The organism is Ancylobacter terrae, from assembly GCF_045108345.1.
Taxonomy (GTDB): domain Bacteria; phylum Pseudomonadota; class Alphaproteobacteria; order Rhizobiales; family Xanthobacteraceae; genus Ancylobacter.
Genome location: NZ_JBJGXH010000001.1, coordinates 1,630,709 through 1,644,975, shown reverse-complemented (window position 1 = coordinate 1,644,975; position 14,267 = coordinate 1,630,709). Strand labels below are relative to the sequence as shown.

The window sequence follows — 14,267 nt, the reverse complement described above, 5'->3', positions numbered from 1 at the left end:
CGGTGCCGCGGCCGCCGGAATCACCTCCCATGAAATACGACACACTCGTCATCGGCGCCGGCATCGTCGGCACCAGCGTTGCCCTGCATCTCGCCAAGCGCGGGCAGAAGGTGGTGCTGATCGACCGGCGCGGCCCGGGCGAGGAGACCTCGCACGGCAATGCCGGGCTGGTCGAGCGTGGTTCGCTCTATCCCGTCACCTTCCCGCGCCAGTTCCGCGATTTCCTCGACGTGGCGCTGAAGCGCAATCCGGGCGCGAACTACCACTGGTCGGCGCTGCCCGGGCTGGCGCCATGGCTCTTCGCTTACTGGCGTGCCTCCGCGCCGGAGCGGGTGATGGCCTATTCGCGCGCCATCGCGACGCTGCTCGAGCATTCGCTAAGCGATCACCACGCGCTCGCCGCCGAGGCGGGGGCCGAGTCCTATTTCCGCGAGGGCGGCTGGTTGAAGCTCTACCGCACCGAGGCGGGGATGGTGCGCGAGCGCGACGAGTTCCCGCTGGCCCGCGAATACGGGCTGACGGCGCGCGAGCTCTCGGTCGACGAGGCGATCGGCTTGGAGCCGTTCCTGCGCCCGGTGTTCCGCGGCGCGGCGCTGTGGTCCGATCCCCATTCCGTGTCGAGCCCCGGCGGCGTCACCAAGGCCTATGCGAGCCTGTTCGAGACGCTCGGCGGGCGCATCGTCGAGGCGGACGTGCGCGCGCTCGCGCCGCTTCCCGCCGGCTGGCGGGCGGTGACGGCGACCGAGCGCCTCGACGCCGACGCGGCCGTGGTCGCGGCGGGCCCCTGGGCGCTCGACCTGATCGGCCCGCTCGGCCTCAACCTGCCGCTGGCGGTGAAGCGCGGCTACCACATGCATTATGGCGCGCAGGGCAATGCCGGCCTGACCCGCCCTGTGCTCGACGAGGAGGGCGGCTACGTCATCACGCCGATGGAGCGCGGCATCCGCCTCACCACCGGCGTCGAGTTCGCCCGGCGCGATGCGGCGAAATCGCCGGTCCAGCTCGCCCGCACCGAGGCGCTGGCGCGCGACCTGTTCCCGCTCGGCGAGCGGCGCGATCCCGAGCCGTGGATGGGCTGCCGCCCGGCCTTCCCGGACATGCTGCCGGCGATCGGCCCGGCGCCGGGGCGCAAGGGGCTGTGGCTCGCCATCGGCCACCAGCATCTCGGCTTCACGCTCGGCCCGGTGACCGGGAGGCTCGTCGCGCAGATGATGACGGGCGAGACGCCGCTGGCCGACCCGGCCCCCTTCGCGCCGACACGATTCGGCTGACGACACGGCAGACGGACGGCGAGGGCGACGGGCGTACCGTTTCCCATGGGCGAGCGCGCCGGAATTTTCCACGGACCGACCTGGCCGGCGGCAATTCGCTGGTATTCCAGCGTTTAAGGCCGCCGGAGGCGAAGGTTGCATTGCGGTGCCCGCGGCTTTTTGGCACGCTCCCGGCCGTCGGGCCCGTCGTGGCGGGCGGGCACCGATGCCGCCACGCCGCGGCTCCATCACACAACAACGATCCCGCCACGAGGAAACAGCCGAAGGTGGGACTAAACTCATGCTTTCTCTACTTCTGATTGTCGCCTGCGGGGCGCTGTCCATCGTCTATGGCGTATGGGCGGCGCGCGAGGTGAATGCCGCCGATCCCGGTTCCGCCCGCATGCAGGAGATCGCGGCGGCGGTTCGCGACGGTGCGCAGGCCTATCTCGCCCGCCAATACACAACGATCGCCATCGTCGGTGCCGTCATCTTCGTGCTGGTGGGCTTCCTGCTCGGCTGGCTCGTCGCCATCGGCTTCCTCATCGGCGCGGGATTGTCGGGCGCCGCCGGCTTCATCGGCATGAACGTGTCGGTCCGCGCCAATGTGCGCACCGCGCAGGCGGCGACAAAGTCGCTGGCCGGCGGGCTCGACATCGCCTTCAAGGCGGGCGCCATCACCGGCATGCTGGTGGCCGGCCTCGCCCTGCTGGGCGTTGCGGTCTACTTCATCGTGCTGACCCGCATCATGGGCTTCGCGCCGGGCGACCGCACCGTGGTCGACGCCCTCGTCGCGCTCGGCTTCGGCGCATCGCTGATCTCGATCTTCGCGCGTCTCGGCGGCGGCATCTTCACCAAGGGCGCGGATGTCGGCGGCGACCTCGTCGGCAAGGTCGAGGCCGGTATTCCCGAGGACGATCCGCGCAATCCCGCCACCATCGCCGACAATGTCGGCGACAATGTCGGCGACTGCGCCGGCATGGCCGCCGACCTGTTCGAGACCTATGCGGTGACGCTGGTCGCGACCATGGTGCTGGCGGTGATCTTCTTCGGCAGCCAGCCGGATATCCTGCCCTCCATGCTCGCCTATCCGATGGCGATCGGCGCGGCCTGCATCATTACCTCGATCGCCGGCACCTTCTTCGTGAAGCTCCCGGCCAGCCAGTCGATCATGGGCGCGCTCTACCGCGGCTTCTTCGCCAGCGCCGGGCTCTCGGTGATCGCGCTCGCCTTCGTGACACTGACGGTGATCGGCTTCGGCCCGATCGGCACCACCGGCATCACCGGCGGCGCGCTGTTCCTGTGCGGCATCGTCGGCCTCGCGGTGACCGGCCTGATCGTCTGGATCACCGAATACTACACCGGCACCGACTTCCGGCCGGTGCAGTCCATCGCCAAGTCATCCGTGACCGGCCATGGCACCAACATCATCCAGGGCCTCGCGGTCTCGCTGGAATCGACCGCGCTGCCGACGCTGGTGATCATCGCCGGCATCCTCGCCACCTACGGCCTCGCCGGCTTGTTCGGCACCGCCATCGCCGCGACGACGATGCTGGCGCTGGCCGGCATGGTGGTGGCGCTCGACGCCTTCGGCCCGGTCACCGACAATGCCGGTGGCATCGCCGAGATGGCCGGCCTGCCGAAGGACGTGCGCAAGTCCACCGACGCCCTCGACGCGGTCGGCAACACCACCAAGGCGATCACCAAGGGCTATGCCATCGCCTCGGCCGGCCTCGGCGCGCTGGTGCTGTTCGCCGCCTATAACCAGGACCTGAAATACTTCATCGCCAATGCCGACACGCGGCCCTATTTCCAGGGCGTGGCGCCGGACTTCTCGCTGGAGAATCCCTACGTCGTCGTCGGCCTGCTGTTCGGCGGCCTGCTGCCCTTCCTCTTCGCCGCCATGGGCATGACGGCGGTGGGGCGCGCCGCGGGCGCGATCGTCGAGGAGGTGCGCCGGCAGTTCCGCGACAAGCCGGGCATCATGACCGGCAAGGACAAGCCGGACTACAAGCGCGCGGTCGACATCCTCACCCAGGCGGCGATCAAGGAGATGATCATCCCCTCGCTGCTGCCGGTGCTCTCCCCGATCGTGTGCTACTTCGCCATCTACTTCATCGCCGGCGGCGGCGCGGCGGGCAAGTCGGCAGCCTTCTCGGCGGTGGGCGCGATGCTGCTCGGCGTGATCGTGACGGGGCTCTTCGTCGCCATCTCGATGACCTCGGGCGGCGGCGCGTGGGACAACGCGAAGAAATACATCGAGGACGGCCATTACGGCGGCAAGGGTTCCGACGCGCACAAGGCGGCGGTGACCGGCGACACCGTCGGTGACCCCTACAAGGACACCGCCGGCCCGGCCGTGAACCCGATGATCAAGATCACCAACATCGTGGCGCTGCTGCTGCTCGCCATACTGGCGCACTAGCGCCGCCGTCACCCGGCGCGGGGTTCGCTCCGCGCCGGTATCGCCCGGGTGAGGGGAGTCGAGCGGTCAGCCGCCGCCGAGCCCGCCATAGGACGACGTGCTGAACAACTGGCCGAGCAGCGTGAGTTCCTCGCCGCTGGTCGGCGTGGTGCGGCTCACGAAGTCGAACACCTTGCCGTCCTGCAGGCCGTAGTCGGCAATGCGCACGACGCGCTTGTCCTTCTTGTCGAAATAGACCGCGAGCACCCGCTGGTCGATGATCTGCGGCTTCATGAACATGATCTTCTTGGTCTTCTGCGAGATGTAGTAGAACACCTCGCCGTCCACCGTCGCCACGGTCGAGGGCGTTCCGAGCACCAGCAGCACCTGCTCCTGGCTGGAGCCCACCGGCACCTGTTCCAGCGCCTCGGAATTCATCACATAGCCGCGCTGCTGTTCCGAGACGAAGCTCGAGGGCTGGCGGGCGAGCCCCATGCTGCCGGTCGCCATCGGCATGTTGCTGCACGCCCCGGCCAGCAGCCCGAGGCCGAGGCACGCGAACATTCCCGCCGTCCGCGCGCCCGGACGCCGTATGTCCCGCTGTTCCCTTGACCGGCCTGCTGCCATCGATCCGTGCTCCATTCCACTTCGGCGCGCGCTTCCCATAGCGGCAAACGCGCCCGTCGCCAAACCTCGCAGGCGCGCCGGCCGCTCCCCTTGCCAAGCCGCCGCGTCCCGCGCTACCCCGCCGTTCGGCGCGCGGCAGTCCTGCCGCCGCTCCGCCGGCGCCCTCTCGGGGCGCGCCGCCAGCCTGCGGGAGGCCGCCATGATTCTGCGTCTGCTCCGGCGTCGCAACGCCCGCGCGACCATCGAGCGCCTCTATGGCGCGATCGTGGCGCGATCGCGCGATCCGGCGTTCTATACCCGCTATGCCGTGCCGGACACGGTGCAGGGGCGGTTCGAGATGATCGTCCTGCACGCCTTCCTGCTGTTCCACCGCCTCAAATCGGAACCGGAGGAGCGGCGCGAACTGGGGCAGGGGGTGTTCGACGCCTTCTGCCGCGACATGGACGCCAATCTGCGCGAGATGGGTGTCGGCGACCTCACCGTGCCGAAGAAGATGAAGCGCGTGGGGGAGGCCTTCTACGGCCGCGCGGGCGCCTATGACGCGGCGCTGGCCGATCCTGAGGGTGCGGAACTGGCGCAGGCGCTCGCCCGCAATGTCTATGCCGGTACCGCCGAACCCGATGCACCTGCCGCGCTCGCTGCCTATATGAAGCGGGCGGTCGACGCGCTCGCGCAGGAACCGTTCGAGACCTTCGCGCGCGGCGAACTGCCGCTGCCCTCTCCCGAGGACGCCTGACCATGAGCGATTCGCCCGTCTATTCGCATCCGCTTCTCGTGGCGCGCGTGCCCGAGGAGGGCGCCTCCTTCCACCTCGCCCCGGATGCGGGCGAGCGGGAGCGTCTCGCCCGGGCGATGGGGATCGTGGCGCTGCCCGCGCTTGCCGCCGACATCTCGGTGACGCCGGACGGGCGCGGCGGCGTCGATGTCGGCGGTCGCGTGCGCGGCACCGTCCGCCAGAACTGCGTGGTGACGCTCGAGCCGTTCGACGCGCCGCTCGACGAGGCGATCGACATGCACTTCGTGCCGGAGGGGCGGATTCCCGAGATCCGCCCCGGCGCCGAGATCGAGGTCGGCGACGAGGACATTCCGGACATGATCGAGAACGGCGCCATCGATCTCGGCGCGATCCTCACCGAGTTCCTCGCGCTCGGCATCGATCCCTATCCGCGCAAGCCTGGTGTCGTGTTCGAGCCGCCGGCCGAGGGAAGCCCGGAGGAAATATCCCCGTTCGGGGCGCTGGCGAAGCTGCGCAAGCCGGGCCCGACCGGCGGCGAATGAGGCGGAACCGGAGCGCCGGAATGCGTGTGCCTATTGTCAGGCCCTCCGCGAGGCGCTAGGCCACGGCGCGCCCTTCGCCCTCCCACGTGTCCGGAATCGAAACCCGCCCCATGTCCTCGCCTGTCCGCATCGCGCTCGACGTCATGGGCGGTGACCACGGCCCGGAGGTCGTGATTCCCGGTGCCGAGATCGCGCTGACGCGGCATCCCGATATCCGCTTCCTGCTGTTCGGCGACCAGGCCCGCATCGCCGGCCTGCTGGCCGGCCGGGCAAAGCTCGCCGCCGCCTGCGAGATCGTCCACACCGACGTCGTCGTCCAGATGGACGACAAGCCGAGCCAGGCGCTGCGGCGCGGCCGGCGCGTCTCCTCCATGTGGCGCGCGATAGACGCGGTACGCCTGCACCAGGCCGATTGCGCCGTGTCAGCCGGCAATACCGGCGCGCTGATGGCGATGGCCAAGGTCAACCTGAAGACCATGGCGGGCATCGGCCGCCCGGCCATCGCCTGCCTGTGGCCGACCCTGCGCGGGGAAAGCGTTGTGCTCGACGTCGGCGCCTCGATCGGGGCGAGCGCGCAGCACCTCGTCGACATGTCGGTGATGGGCGCGGCGATGGCGCGCATCGTGCTCGGGCTCGAACGCCCGACGGTCGGATTGCTCAACATCGGCGTCGAGGAGATGAAGGGCGTCGAGGCGATTCGCGAGGCGGGAGCCGTGCTCCGCGCGGCGGACCATCCCGGTCTCGACTATCGCGGCTTCGTCGAGGGCGACGACATCGGCAAGGGCACGGTCGACGTGGTGGTGACGGAGGGCTACTCCGGCAACATCGCCCTGAAGGCCGCCGAAGGCACCGCCAAGCAGGTCGCCGAATTCCTCGGCGCCGCGATCCGCCGCCGCTTCCTGTCGCGCATCGGCTATCTGCTGGCGCGACCCGCCTTCCGCGCGCTGAAGGAAAAGCTCGATCCGCGCAAATCGAACGGCGGCGTCTTCCTCGGCCTCAATGGCGTCGTGATCAAGAGCCATGGAGGCACCGACGCGGAGGGCTTCGCCTCCGCCGTCGATCTCGGCTACGACATGGTGCGCCACCAATTGCTTTCCCGCATCGAGGTGGGGCTCGTCGACCGGCCGGTGGTCGATGCCGTTGCCTCGCCGATCCCGGCGGACGACTTGCAGGTTCAATCGTGACTCATATTCGTTCGCTCGTTCGCGGCGTCGGTGCCTACCTCCCCGAGCGCGTCCTCACCAATGCCGACCTCGCCCTGATGGTCGACACTTCCGACGAGTGGATCGTCCAGCGCACCGGCATCCGGGCCCGCCACATCGCCGCCGACGGGCAGGTGACCTCCGACCTCGCGCTCGCCGCCGCGCGGGCGGCACTGGCCAATGCCGGGCTGGAGCCGGGCGACATCGACCTCATCGTGCTGGCGACCTCGACGCCCGACAACACCTTCCCCGCCACCGCGGTCACCGTGCAGGCCGGGCTCGGCATCACCCACGGCGCCGCGTTCGACCTCCAGGCGGTGTGCTCGGGCTTCGTCTTCGCGCTCGCCACCGCCGACAATTTCCTGAAGTCCGGCAGCTTCAAGCGGGCGCTGGTGATCGGCGCCGAGACCTTCTCGCGCATCCTCGACTGGTCGGATCGCGGCACCTGCGTGCTGTTCGGCGACGGCGCCGGGGCGATCGTGCTGGAGGGCGTGCCCGAGGCGGACGCCGGCGGGCGCGGCGTGCTCACCACGCATCTGCGCTCGGACGGACGCCATAAACACAAGCTCTATGTCGACGGTGGCGTCTCCTCGACCCGCTCGACAGGGTACCTGCGCATGGAAGGTCGCGAGGTGTTCCGCCACGCGGTCGGCATGATCACCGATGTCATCGAGGACGCCTTCGCCGCCACCGGCATCGACGCGCAGACCATCGACTGGTTCGTGCCGCACCAGGCCAACCGGCGGATCATCGATTCGAGCGCGGTAAAGCTGGGCATCGCGCCGGAGAAGGTGGTGATCACGGTGGATCGCCACGGCAACACCTCCGCCGCCTCGATCCCGCTCGCGCTCGAAGCCGCCTGGGCCGATGGCCGGATCCGGCCGGGGCAGATCGTGCTGCTCGAAGCCATGGGCGGCGGATTCACCTGGGGTTCGGCCCTTGTGCGCTGGTGAAGCGTTGACCTGCGGGCACTGCGACGCCTAGGGTTGTCAATGGCATGCCGCCCCATGAGCGGCAGCCGTCAGGGGAGGAGTACGATGGCTGGTCGGACCGTCACACGCGCGGATCTCTGCGAGGCCGTGTATCAGCGCGTCGGATTGTCCCGCACCGAATCCGCCGCGCTCGTCGAGAGCGTGCTGTCGGAGATCGCCGACTGCATCGCGCGCGGGGAGACGGTGAAGCTGTCCTCCTTCGGTTCCTTCGTGGTGCGCAGCAAGGGCGAGCGTGTCGGCCGCAATCCCAAGACCGGCCAGGAAGTGCCGATCTCGCCGCGGCGCGTCATGGTGTTCAAGCCGTCCAACATCCTGAAGCAGCAGATCAACGGCGAGGAGACCGACGGCTGACGGCCGTCGCCCGGCAAGGGAGCGAGCGCGCGTGGAGAAGGGGCCCGATGCCTTCCGCACGATCAGCGAGGTCGCCGAGGAACTCGACCTGCCGCAGCACGTGCTGCGATTCTGGGAAACCCGCTTCCCGCAGATCCGCCCGCTGAAGCGCGGCGGCGGGCGCCGCTATTACCGCCCCGACGATGTCGAGCTGCTGCGCGGCATCCGCTATCTGCTGTACGGGGAAGGCTACACGATCCGCGGCGTCCAGCGCATTCTGAAGGAGCAGGGACCGCGCCACGTTCAGAATGCGTGGCTGGAGGCGCAGGGACTGAGCCTGCCGCCCGACGACGGCGCGGACGATTTCGACGAGGCGCCGCGCCGCGAGACCTTCCCCCCGGTTGATGCCGGCCATCCCGGCGCCGCGGGCGCCATGCGGGCGGAACCGCGTTCTGAGCCGCGCCTCGATCCGCCGGCGCCACCGCGCGGTGAGCGGACGCCCGATCCCGGCCCCCGGCAGGGCGGCATCGGCGGATTGCTGAACCTGCTTCCCGCGCGCCGCGGCCCGGCGGGCGAACGCAACCTGACGGAGCGCAGCCTGCCCCAGACCGCGCTCGAGCCGCCGCGCGCCCGGCCGGCCGACACGCTGCCCGCCCGCATGCCGGCGGAAGAGCGCCGGCCCGTCCTGTTCGACGCTCCGCCGGCGAGCGAGCCGATGCCGGCCTTCCCCTTCCGCCCGGCGCCCCCGGCGCGCGAACCGTTCGAGCGCTCGCCCGAGCGTCCGGCGCGGGGCGCCGAATTTCCATTCGGGGCCGAGACGCGGCGCGAGGAGACCCGGCGCGAGGACGCCCGCCGTGACGAGGCCCGCCGCGAGTCCGATTTTACCCCCGAGGTGCCGGCGCGGCCCTTCGCCCTGCGCCCGGCCGAGCCGGTGCGGGCCGCCGAGGCCGATCCCTCGCGCGCGGGCCACCTGACGCGCGACGATATCCGTCGGCTGCAGGCGACGCTCTACGAGCTTCAGGAATGCCGGCGGCTGCTGGATGCCGCGTCCGATTCCGACGACTGACCACGCATCGGCGCGCCTGCGCCGGCGCTCCGCGCCGGTATCGGGTCAGTCGACGACGGCGAGTTCGACCTTGGCGACGCCGCGCGAGCGGAAGCCCAGCATGTCGGCGGCGGCGGTCGAGACGTCGATCACACGCTTCCTGATGAAGGGGCCGCGGTCGTTGATGCGCAGCACCACCGAGCGGCCATTGGCGACATTGGTGACCTTGACCTTGGTGCCGAAGGGCAGGGTGCGGTGGGCGGCGGTCATCGCCCCGGCGCTGTGGCGCTCCCCGTTGGCCGTGCGCCCGCTATAGCCGTAATAGGACGCGAGACCCGTGGTGGCGCCAAGCTTGGCATCGCCTGCCTGAGCCATGCTGCCGGCGCCGAGAAGGGCGCAGCCGGCGATGAGCGATGAGCGGGCGAGATGCCGAAAACCAGAAACCTGCAACGCGTAGTTCCTTCTCCCGTGAGCGGTGACGGTTCGATGACGAGCAAATGTGGCCAGGATGTGCCGCCGATTCGCGTATATCCGCGCAGTGTGTCGTGCAGGACACGGTTGATCGGAGCGCTGGATCTGAACGTGTCAGATGAGACGAACGTCAAAGAAGAAAAGCGTCACGTTGTTTGATTCAACTGATTCGGTTGCACTATCGGTGGAGCCGCTCGACAGGCGATCAACGTGGACGGCAGGTTGAGTGTAGAATTGGTCCGCTGCCGAAATCGGACACGAATCTGATGTCGGCATCAGCGGTCCGCGGGCGGCGGGAGCACCCGAAACCTGTCAAGGCCGGCCCGGTTGCGTCGATCTGACGCCCGGTCGAAATGGACAAAGTGGCGGCGGTCGCCGAAAGCGCTGGAGCATTTCCCGATCCGATGGAATCATCCGATCGAGAGGAATTGCTCCCGCTATTGGAATCCGGAGCACTTCCTGATCGTTCGGATGTTCCATCCGAACGGGAAGGGCTCTAGGAACAGGCCGCCGGCGCGAGGCCGCCGGTGGAGCGAGCCGACCAGAACGGAGACAGCCAATGACCATCCAGGAAAATCTCGCCAGCGTCCCGCGCGAAGTCGCGAGCATCCTCGAGGCGATCGGCGTGGCTCCGGCCGCCTGGCAGGGCGGCTCGCGCGCGGTGCGCTCGCCGATCACCGGCGAGATCGTCGCCCATGTCGCCGAGGCCGGCGTCGACGATGTCGGCGCCGCCGTGGCGCGCTCGGTCGAGGCGTTCCGCGCCTGGCGCACCGTGCCGGCACCGCGCCGGGGTGAGCTGGTGCGCCGGCTCGGCGAGGAGCTGCGCGCGCACAAGGGCTCGCTCGGCCGCCTCGTCACGCTGGAGGCCGGCAAGATCATCACCGAAGGCCTCGGCGAGGTGCAGGAGATGATCGACATCTGCGACTTCGCGGTCGGCCTGTCGCGCCAGCTCTACGGCCTCACCATCGCCTCCGAGCGGCCGGGCCACCGCATGATGGAGAGCTGGCACCCGGTCGGCCCGGTCGGCGTCGTCACCGCCTTCAATTTCCCCGTGGCGGTGTGGTCGTGGAACGCGGCGCTGGCGCTGGTGTGCGGCGACAGCGTGCTGTGGAAGCCCTCCGAGAAGACCCCGCTGACCGCGCTCGCCGTGCAGGCGCTGTTCGAGCGCGCCGCGGCCGGCATGGAGGACGTGCCGGGGAACCTCTCGCAAGTGCTGATCGGCGGCGCCGAGATCGGTGCCGCGCTGGTCGACGACCACCGCGTGCCGGTGCTCTCGGCGACCGGCTCGACCCGCATGGGCCGCATCGTCGGCGAGCGCGTGGCGCGGCGCTTCGGGCGCTCCATCCTCGAGCTCGGCGGCAACAACGCCGCGATCGTGCGCCCCTCCGCCGATCTCGACCTCGCCTTGCGCGGCATCGCTTTCGCGGCCATGGGCACGGCCGGCCAGCGCTGCACCTCGCTGCGGCGCCTCATCGTCGACGGCGCGGTCTATGACGCGCTGGTGCCGCGGCTGGAGAAGGCCTACGGCTCGGTCGCCATCGGCGATCCCCGCGCGGCCGGCACGCTGATCGGCCCGCTGATCGACGCCGATGCCTACCGTGCCATGCAGCGCGCCCTCGACGCGGCGCGGGCGGCGGGTGCGCGGGTGCATGGCGGCGAGCGGGTCCATGCCGAGCGCTGGCCGGAGGCCTATTATGTGCGCCCGGCGCTGGTCGAGATCGCCGAGCAGACCGAGGTGGTGAAGCAGGAAACCTTCGCCCCGATCCTCTACGTGCTCCGCAGCGGCAGCCTCGACGAGGCGATAACGCTCCACAACGACGTGCCGCAGGGCCTCTCCTCGTCGATCTTCACCAACGACCTGCGCGAGGCGGAGGCGTTCGTCTCGGTGGAGGGGTCGGATTGCGGCATCGCCAACGTCAATATCGGCCCCTCGGGCGCCGAGATCGGCGGTGCCTTCGGCGGCGAGAAGGAGACCGGCGGCGGCCGCGAATCCGGTTCGGACGCGTGGAAGGCCTATATGCGGCGCGCGACCAACACCATCAATTACAGCCGCGCGCTGCCGCTGGCGCAGGGCGTCTCGTTCGACGTCGGCTGAAGGGGCGGCTGCCTAAGGGGGCTCGGCTCCACCATCTTTCGAGGCCGGCCGATGGCCGGCACGTGCAGGATGGCGTTGCTTCGATCAACCACGTCATCCTGAGGAGCGCGCGCAGCGAGCCTCGAAGGAGGCTGAAGCAGGACGACGCGCCTTCGCGTCAGCCCTCCGCTCCCCAGCGCGTCACGACCCGCGCCAGCGCCGGGCGGGGCCGTTCCGGCGCTGTGCGCGTCGGCCGGCCGACATGGATGAAGCCGGCGACGCGCTCCCCATCGCCGACGCCGAGCAGGGCGGCGGCTTCCCGGTCGCGCCCGGGCCATTTCAGCAGCCATTGCGTCGCGAAGCCGAGCGCGCTCGCCGCCACCGTCAACGCCATGCCCGCCGCGCCGGCGGAGAGCTGCTGGTTCCACACCGGCACCTTGGAGGCCGGATCCGGTCGGCTCACCAGCACGATGGTCAGCGGCGCGCGCGCCAGATACAGCGTCCACATGTCGCCCTTGCCCGCCGCCATCTCCGGCTGCTGGCGGGCATAGAGCGCGTCGAGCTTCGCGCCGAGCGCGCGCCGCGCCTCACCCTCGATCAGGATGAAGCGCCAGGGCACGAGCTGGCCGTGGTCGGGCACGCGCGTCGCCAGCGTCAGCATCCGCTCCAGCTCGCCCGGCGTCGGTCCGGGCCCGGCGAGCGTGCGCAGCGGCACCGACCGCCGCGCCGCCAGCCGCTCCAGCATCGCCGTGCAGGCGGGAATCGCGAGCGGCTCGGCCGGAGTTTCAGGCTCGGCGGTGGCGTCGTGGTGGTGATGATGTGCGCGGCTGTCGTCCATGCATAACGCTCCCGGTGATCGGTGTGCCCGATAGAGCACCCGGATGGTGCGAGTATAGGACGATCCGCCTGGGCGCGTGGACGGGGGGAGCGACGACACGCAAGAGAGGCGCGAAAGGTGGTCGCGGTAAGGCTGAAGCGCTACGTGCGGAAAGGCGCGAAAGCGGCTGGAATCATTTCGCTCGAGAGCCGTTCGTCGCGAGCTTGGAGGTCCACCGCGCTGTGGGCGGACCGAGGCCACCGGAACTCGCCGGTGGGGAAATGGTCGGAGCGAGAGGATTCGAACCTCCGACCCCCAGTCCCCCAGACTGGTGCGCTAACCGGGCTGCGCTACGCTCCGATGCCCTCAGGCGGGGTCTGTCTACCGATTTGTCGGGGACGGCGCAAGCCTTGGATCGCGGGTCGGGCGTCGATCCCGGACAAGCCGTCGATAGCGGAACCATAGACGGCGCCCGGGGCCGGATCGCGGGGGCGCCGAGACGTCCCGCACGGGGCGGGAGCCCTAGGGGCCAAGGGGCGCCGGATCACGCAAGCGCGGGGGCGCCGATAGGGGCGCCTACTTCACCGCGTCGGCGGTGAGGTTGATGATCACGATGTTCCAGGCGTTGGGCGAGATGGTCTGCGATTCCCGCATCTCGATCTCAAGTCCCGGGTAACGGGCCTTCAGCGCCGCCGCGATCTTCTTCGCCGTTGCCGCGGCCGAGCTGTGATAGAGCATCGACGAGCTCTCCGGCTGACCCACCGGATCCTCGGTGATGCCGACATCGGCGATTCCCGCACCCTTCACCGCACCGGTGAAGCGGTCGAGCTTGGCCTTGTCCATGCCGGCCGGGACGAAGACACGGGCGCTGTAGACGGGTGCCGGCTCCGGCTTCGGCGTCACCGGTTGTGCCGTGGACGGCGCGCCGGGGGCGGCATCGGCCGTGGCGGGCTCGGGGGCGGGAGACGGCTCGGAAGGGGCTGCCGTCGCCGCGCTGGTCTCGGCCGGTGCAGGCTGAGGCTGGGGCTGGGGCTCCGCGACGGATGCGGCGGGCTCCGCCGGCGCCGAACGTGCCCCGCCGCCGATCCACGCCGGTGCCGGCTCCGCATCGGTCGGCGCCGGTGCGGCCGGGGCCTCGGTCGCCCCCGCGTCGGCGGCGGCCGCGAACCGTCCCTGCTTCAGCTGCGCCACCTCGCGGTTGAGCGTCATGACTTCGACCGTCAGGTAGCCGGCGAGGCCCGCGAACACCAGTGCCACCACCAGCGACAGGCTGCTGAGCAGCAGGGCCGCATTCGGCCACGCGGGCAGCAGCTCGTCCTTGTCGGTCATCAATCCGTCTCCTGTTGGGGGCGCCGCGCGCCCTCCATCCCGGTTTCCCTTTCGTCGCAATCTCTACGACGAACAAGGAGAAGGTTGGACCGGCGCGCCCCCGGCCGCCCCTTCCGATAAGGCAGCGGCAGCATGGAACTCGCCTCGCGCTCGCGCATTATCCTGCCAATTCAACCCCTTGGAGGAGATGCGCGATGTTCGCGAAGACGATCCCCCTTGCCCTCGGCGCCGCCGTTCTGTTCGGTGCCGCCACCGCTGCCCAGGCCGTTTATGTCCCGCCGCACCCGATCGGAGCGGATCAGAAGCGCGACCAGAAAGTGCAGGAGCGCGTGCAGCGCCAGCAGGTGCGCCAGCGCGGCAGCCGGCCGATCTACGAGCCGATCTTCGCCCCGCTCTACAAGGGCTGGAACTCGCCCGCGCAGAAGGCCAAGCGTGCCTTGGACTGACG

The 14,267-nt window shown here is 70.0% G+C and carries 13 protein-coding genes, 1 tRNA gene and 1 pseudogene; 10 read left to right on the top strand and 5 right to left on the bottom strand.

Annotated elements, in window-relative coordinates; all coding sequences use genetic code 11:
- The first annotated feature begins 29 nt into the window (after nt 1-29).
- A complete protein-coding gene (locus tag ACEUEL_RS07895) occupies nt 30-1,271 on the top strand; it encodes an NAD(P)/FAD-dependent oxidoreductase (protein WP_405703783.1) in 1,242 nt (413 codons plus the stop codon).
- A 280-nt stretch (nt 1,272-1,551) separates the two neighbouring features.
- Nucleotides 1,552-3,675: a sodium-translocating pyrophosphatase gene (locus ACEUEL_RS07890; protein ID WP_405703782.1), complete on the top strand. Its 2,124-nt coding sequence runs from the start codon at nt 1,552-1,554 to the stop codon at nt 3,673-3,675.
- Nucleotides 3,676-3,741: 66 nt separating this feature from the next.
- On the opposite strand, the gene ACEUEL_RS07885 is transcribed toward ACEUEL_RS07890, so the two are convergent.
- Nucleotides 3,742-4,164, bottom strand: coding sequence for an outer membrane protein assembly factor BamE (locus ACEUEL_RS07885; protein ID WP_405706636.1), 423 nt, complete (start codon nt 4,162-4,164; stop codon nt 3,742-3,744).
- Between the two features lie 316 nt (nt 4,165-4,480).
- On the opposite strand from ACEUEL_RS07885, the gene ACEUEL_RS07880 reads away from it, so the two are divergent.
- The 6 genes and pseudogenes from ACEUEL_RS07880 to ACEUEL_RS07855 form a co-directional block, all read left to right on the top strand.
- A complete protein-coding gene (locus tag ACEUEL_RS07880) occupies nt 4,481-5,017 on the top strand; it encodes a ubiquinol-cytochrome C chaperone family protein (protein WP_405703780.1) in 537 nt (178 codons plus the stop codon).
- 2 nt (nt 5,018-5,019) lie between these two features.
- Nucleotides 5,020-5,559, top strand: coding sequence for a DUF177 domain-containing protein (locus ACEUEL_RS07875; protein ID WP_405703778.1), 540 nt, complete (start codon nt 5,020-5,022; stop codon nt 5,557-5,559).
- Nucleotides 5,560-5,669: 110 nt separating this feature from the next.
- On the top strand, nt 5,670-6,743 hold the full coding sequence (gene plsX / locus ACEUEL_RS07870) for a phosphate acyltransferase PlsX (RefSeq protein WP_405703776.1): 1,074 nt from the start codon (nt 5,670-5,672) through the stop codon (nt 6,741-6,743).
- Complete coding sequence (locus ACEUEL_RS07865; RefSeq protein ID WP_405703775.1) at nt 6,740-7,714, top strand: beta-ketoacyl-ACP synthase III; 975 nt, start codon at nt 6,740-6,742, stop codon at nt 7,712-7,714. Before plsX ends, ACEUEL_RS07865 begins: the two co-directional genes overlap by 4 nt.
- An 84-nt stretch (nt 7,715-7,798) precedes the next feature.
- On the top strand, nt 7,799-8,104 hold the full coding sequence (locus tag ACEUEL_RS07860) for an integration host factor subunit alpha (protein ID WP_405703773.1): 306 nt from the start codon (nt 7,799-7,801) through the stop codon (nt 8,102-8,104).
- A gap of 31 nt (nt 8,105-8,135) precedes the next feature.
- Nucleotides 8,136-8,390: pseudogene (locus tag ACEUEL_RS07855) on the top strand (MerR family transcriptional regulator); the annotation flags it as partial.
- Nucleotides 8,391-9,194: 804 nt separating this feature from the next.
- Here ACEUEL_RS07855 and ACEUEL_RS07850 read toward each other — a convergent pair.
- On the bottom strand, nt 9,195-9,503 hold the full coding sequence (locus ACEUEL_RS07850; RefSeq protein WP_405703771.1) for a septal ring lytic transglycosylase RlpA family protein: 309 nt from the start codon (nt 9,501-9,503) through the stop codon (nt 9,195-9,197).
- Between the two features lie 655 nt (nt 9,504-10,158).
- On the opposite strand from ACEUEL_RS07850, the gene amaB reads away from it, so the two are divergent.
- The gene (gene amaB / locus ACEUEL_RS07845; protein WP_405703769.1) at nt 10,159-11,694 is read left to right on the top strand and encodes an L-piperidine-6-carboxylate dehydrogenase; all 1,536 of its coding nucleotides are present in this window, start codon (nt 10,159-10,161) and stop codon (nt 11,692-11,694) included.
- Nucleotides 11,695-11,851: 157 nt separating this feature from the next.
- On the opposite strand, the gene ACEUEL_RS07840 is transcribed toward amaB, so the two are convergent.
- The 3 genes from ACEUEL_RS07840 to ACEUEL_RS07830 all read right to left on the bottom strand — a co-directional run bounded on the left by ACEUEL_RS07840 (nt 11,852) and on the right by ACEUEL_RS07830 (nt 13,819).
- Nucleotides 11,852-12,511 (bottom strand): nitroreductase family protein, encoded by a 660-nt coding sequence (locus ACEUEL_RS07840; RefSeq protein WP_405703767.1) that lies wholly within the window; start codon nt 12,509-12,511, stop codon nt 11,852-11,854.
- 261 nt (nt 12,512-12,772) lie between these two features.
- A tRNA-Pro gene (locus ACEUEL_RS07835) sits at nt 12,773-12,850 on the bottom strand.
- Between the two features lie 216 nt (nt 12,851-13,066).
- On the bottom strand, nt 13,067-13,819 hold the full coding sequence (locus ACEUEL_RS07830) for a hypothetical protein (RefSeq protein WP_405703765.1): 753 nt from the start codon (nt 13,817-13,819) through the stop codon (nt 13,067-13,069).
- Nucleotides 13,820-14,013: 194 nt separating this feature from the next.
- Between ACEUEL_RS07830 and ACEUEL_RS07825 the strand changes: the two genes are divergently transcribed.
- Nucleotides 14,014-14,265, top strand: a complete 252-nt coding sequence (locus ACEUEL_RS07825; protein WP_405703763.1) for a hypothetical protein — start codon at nt 14,014-14,016, stop codon at nt 14,263-14,265.
- The last annotated feature ends 2 nt before the right edge of the window (nt 14,266-14,267 follow it).

What these genes read in the sequence shown, in the direction of transcription:
- ACEUEL_RS07895 (WP_405703783.1), top strand. Translation starts at nt 30, where the DNA reads ATGAAATACGACACACTCGTCATCGGCGCCGGCATCGTCGGCACCAGC.
- ACEUEL_RS07890 (WP_405703782.1), top strand. Translation starts at nt 1,552, where the DNA reads ATGCTTTCTCTACTTCTGATTGTCGCCTGCGGGGCGCTGTCCATCGTC.
- ACEUEL_RS07825 (WP_405703763.1), top strand. Translation starts at nt 14,014, where the DNA reads ATGTTCGCGAAGACGATCCCCCTTGCCCTCGGCGCCGCCGTTCTGTTC.
- plsX (WP_405703776.1), top strand. Translation starts at nt 5,670, where the DNA reads ATGTCCTCGCCTGTCCGCATCGCGCTCGACGTCATGGGCGGTGACCAC.
- ACEUEL_RS07830 (WP_405703765.1), bottom strand. Translation starts at nt 13,819, where the DNA reads ATGACCGACAAGGACGAGCTGCTGCCCGCGTGGCCGAATGCGGCCCTG.
- ACEUEL_RS07840 (WP_405703767.1), bottom strand. Translation starts at nt 12,511, where the DNA reads ATGGACGACAGCCGCGCACATCATCACCACCACGACGCCACCGCCGAG.
- ACEUEL_RS07880 (WP_405703780.1), top strand. Translation starts at nt 4,481, where the DNA reads ATGATTCTGCGTCTGCTCCGGCGTCGCAACGCCCGCGCGACCATCGAG.
- ACEUEL_RS07850 (WP_405703771.1), bottom strand. Translation starts at nt 9,503, where the DNA reads ATGGCTCAGGCAGGCGATGCCAAGCTTGGCGCCACCACGGGTCTCGCG.
- amaB (WP_405703769.1), top strand. Translation starts at nt 10,159, where the DNA reads ATGACCATCCAGGAAAATCTCGCCAGCGTCCCGCGCGAAGTCGCGAGC.
- ACEUEL_RS07885 (WP_405706636.1), bottom strand. Translation starts at nt 4,164, where the DNA reads ATGGCGACCGGCAGCATGGGGCTCGCCCGCCAGCCCTCGAGCTTCGTC.
- ACEUEL_RS07875 (WP_405703778.1), top strand. Translation starts at nt 5,020, where the DNA reads ATGAGCGATTCGCCCGTCTATTCGCATCCGCTTCTCGTGGCGCGCGTG.
- ACEUEL_RS07860 (WP_405703773.1), top strand. Translation starts at nt 7,799, where the DNA reads ATGGCTGGTCGGACCGTCACACGCGCGGATCTCTGCGAGGCCGTGTAT.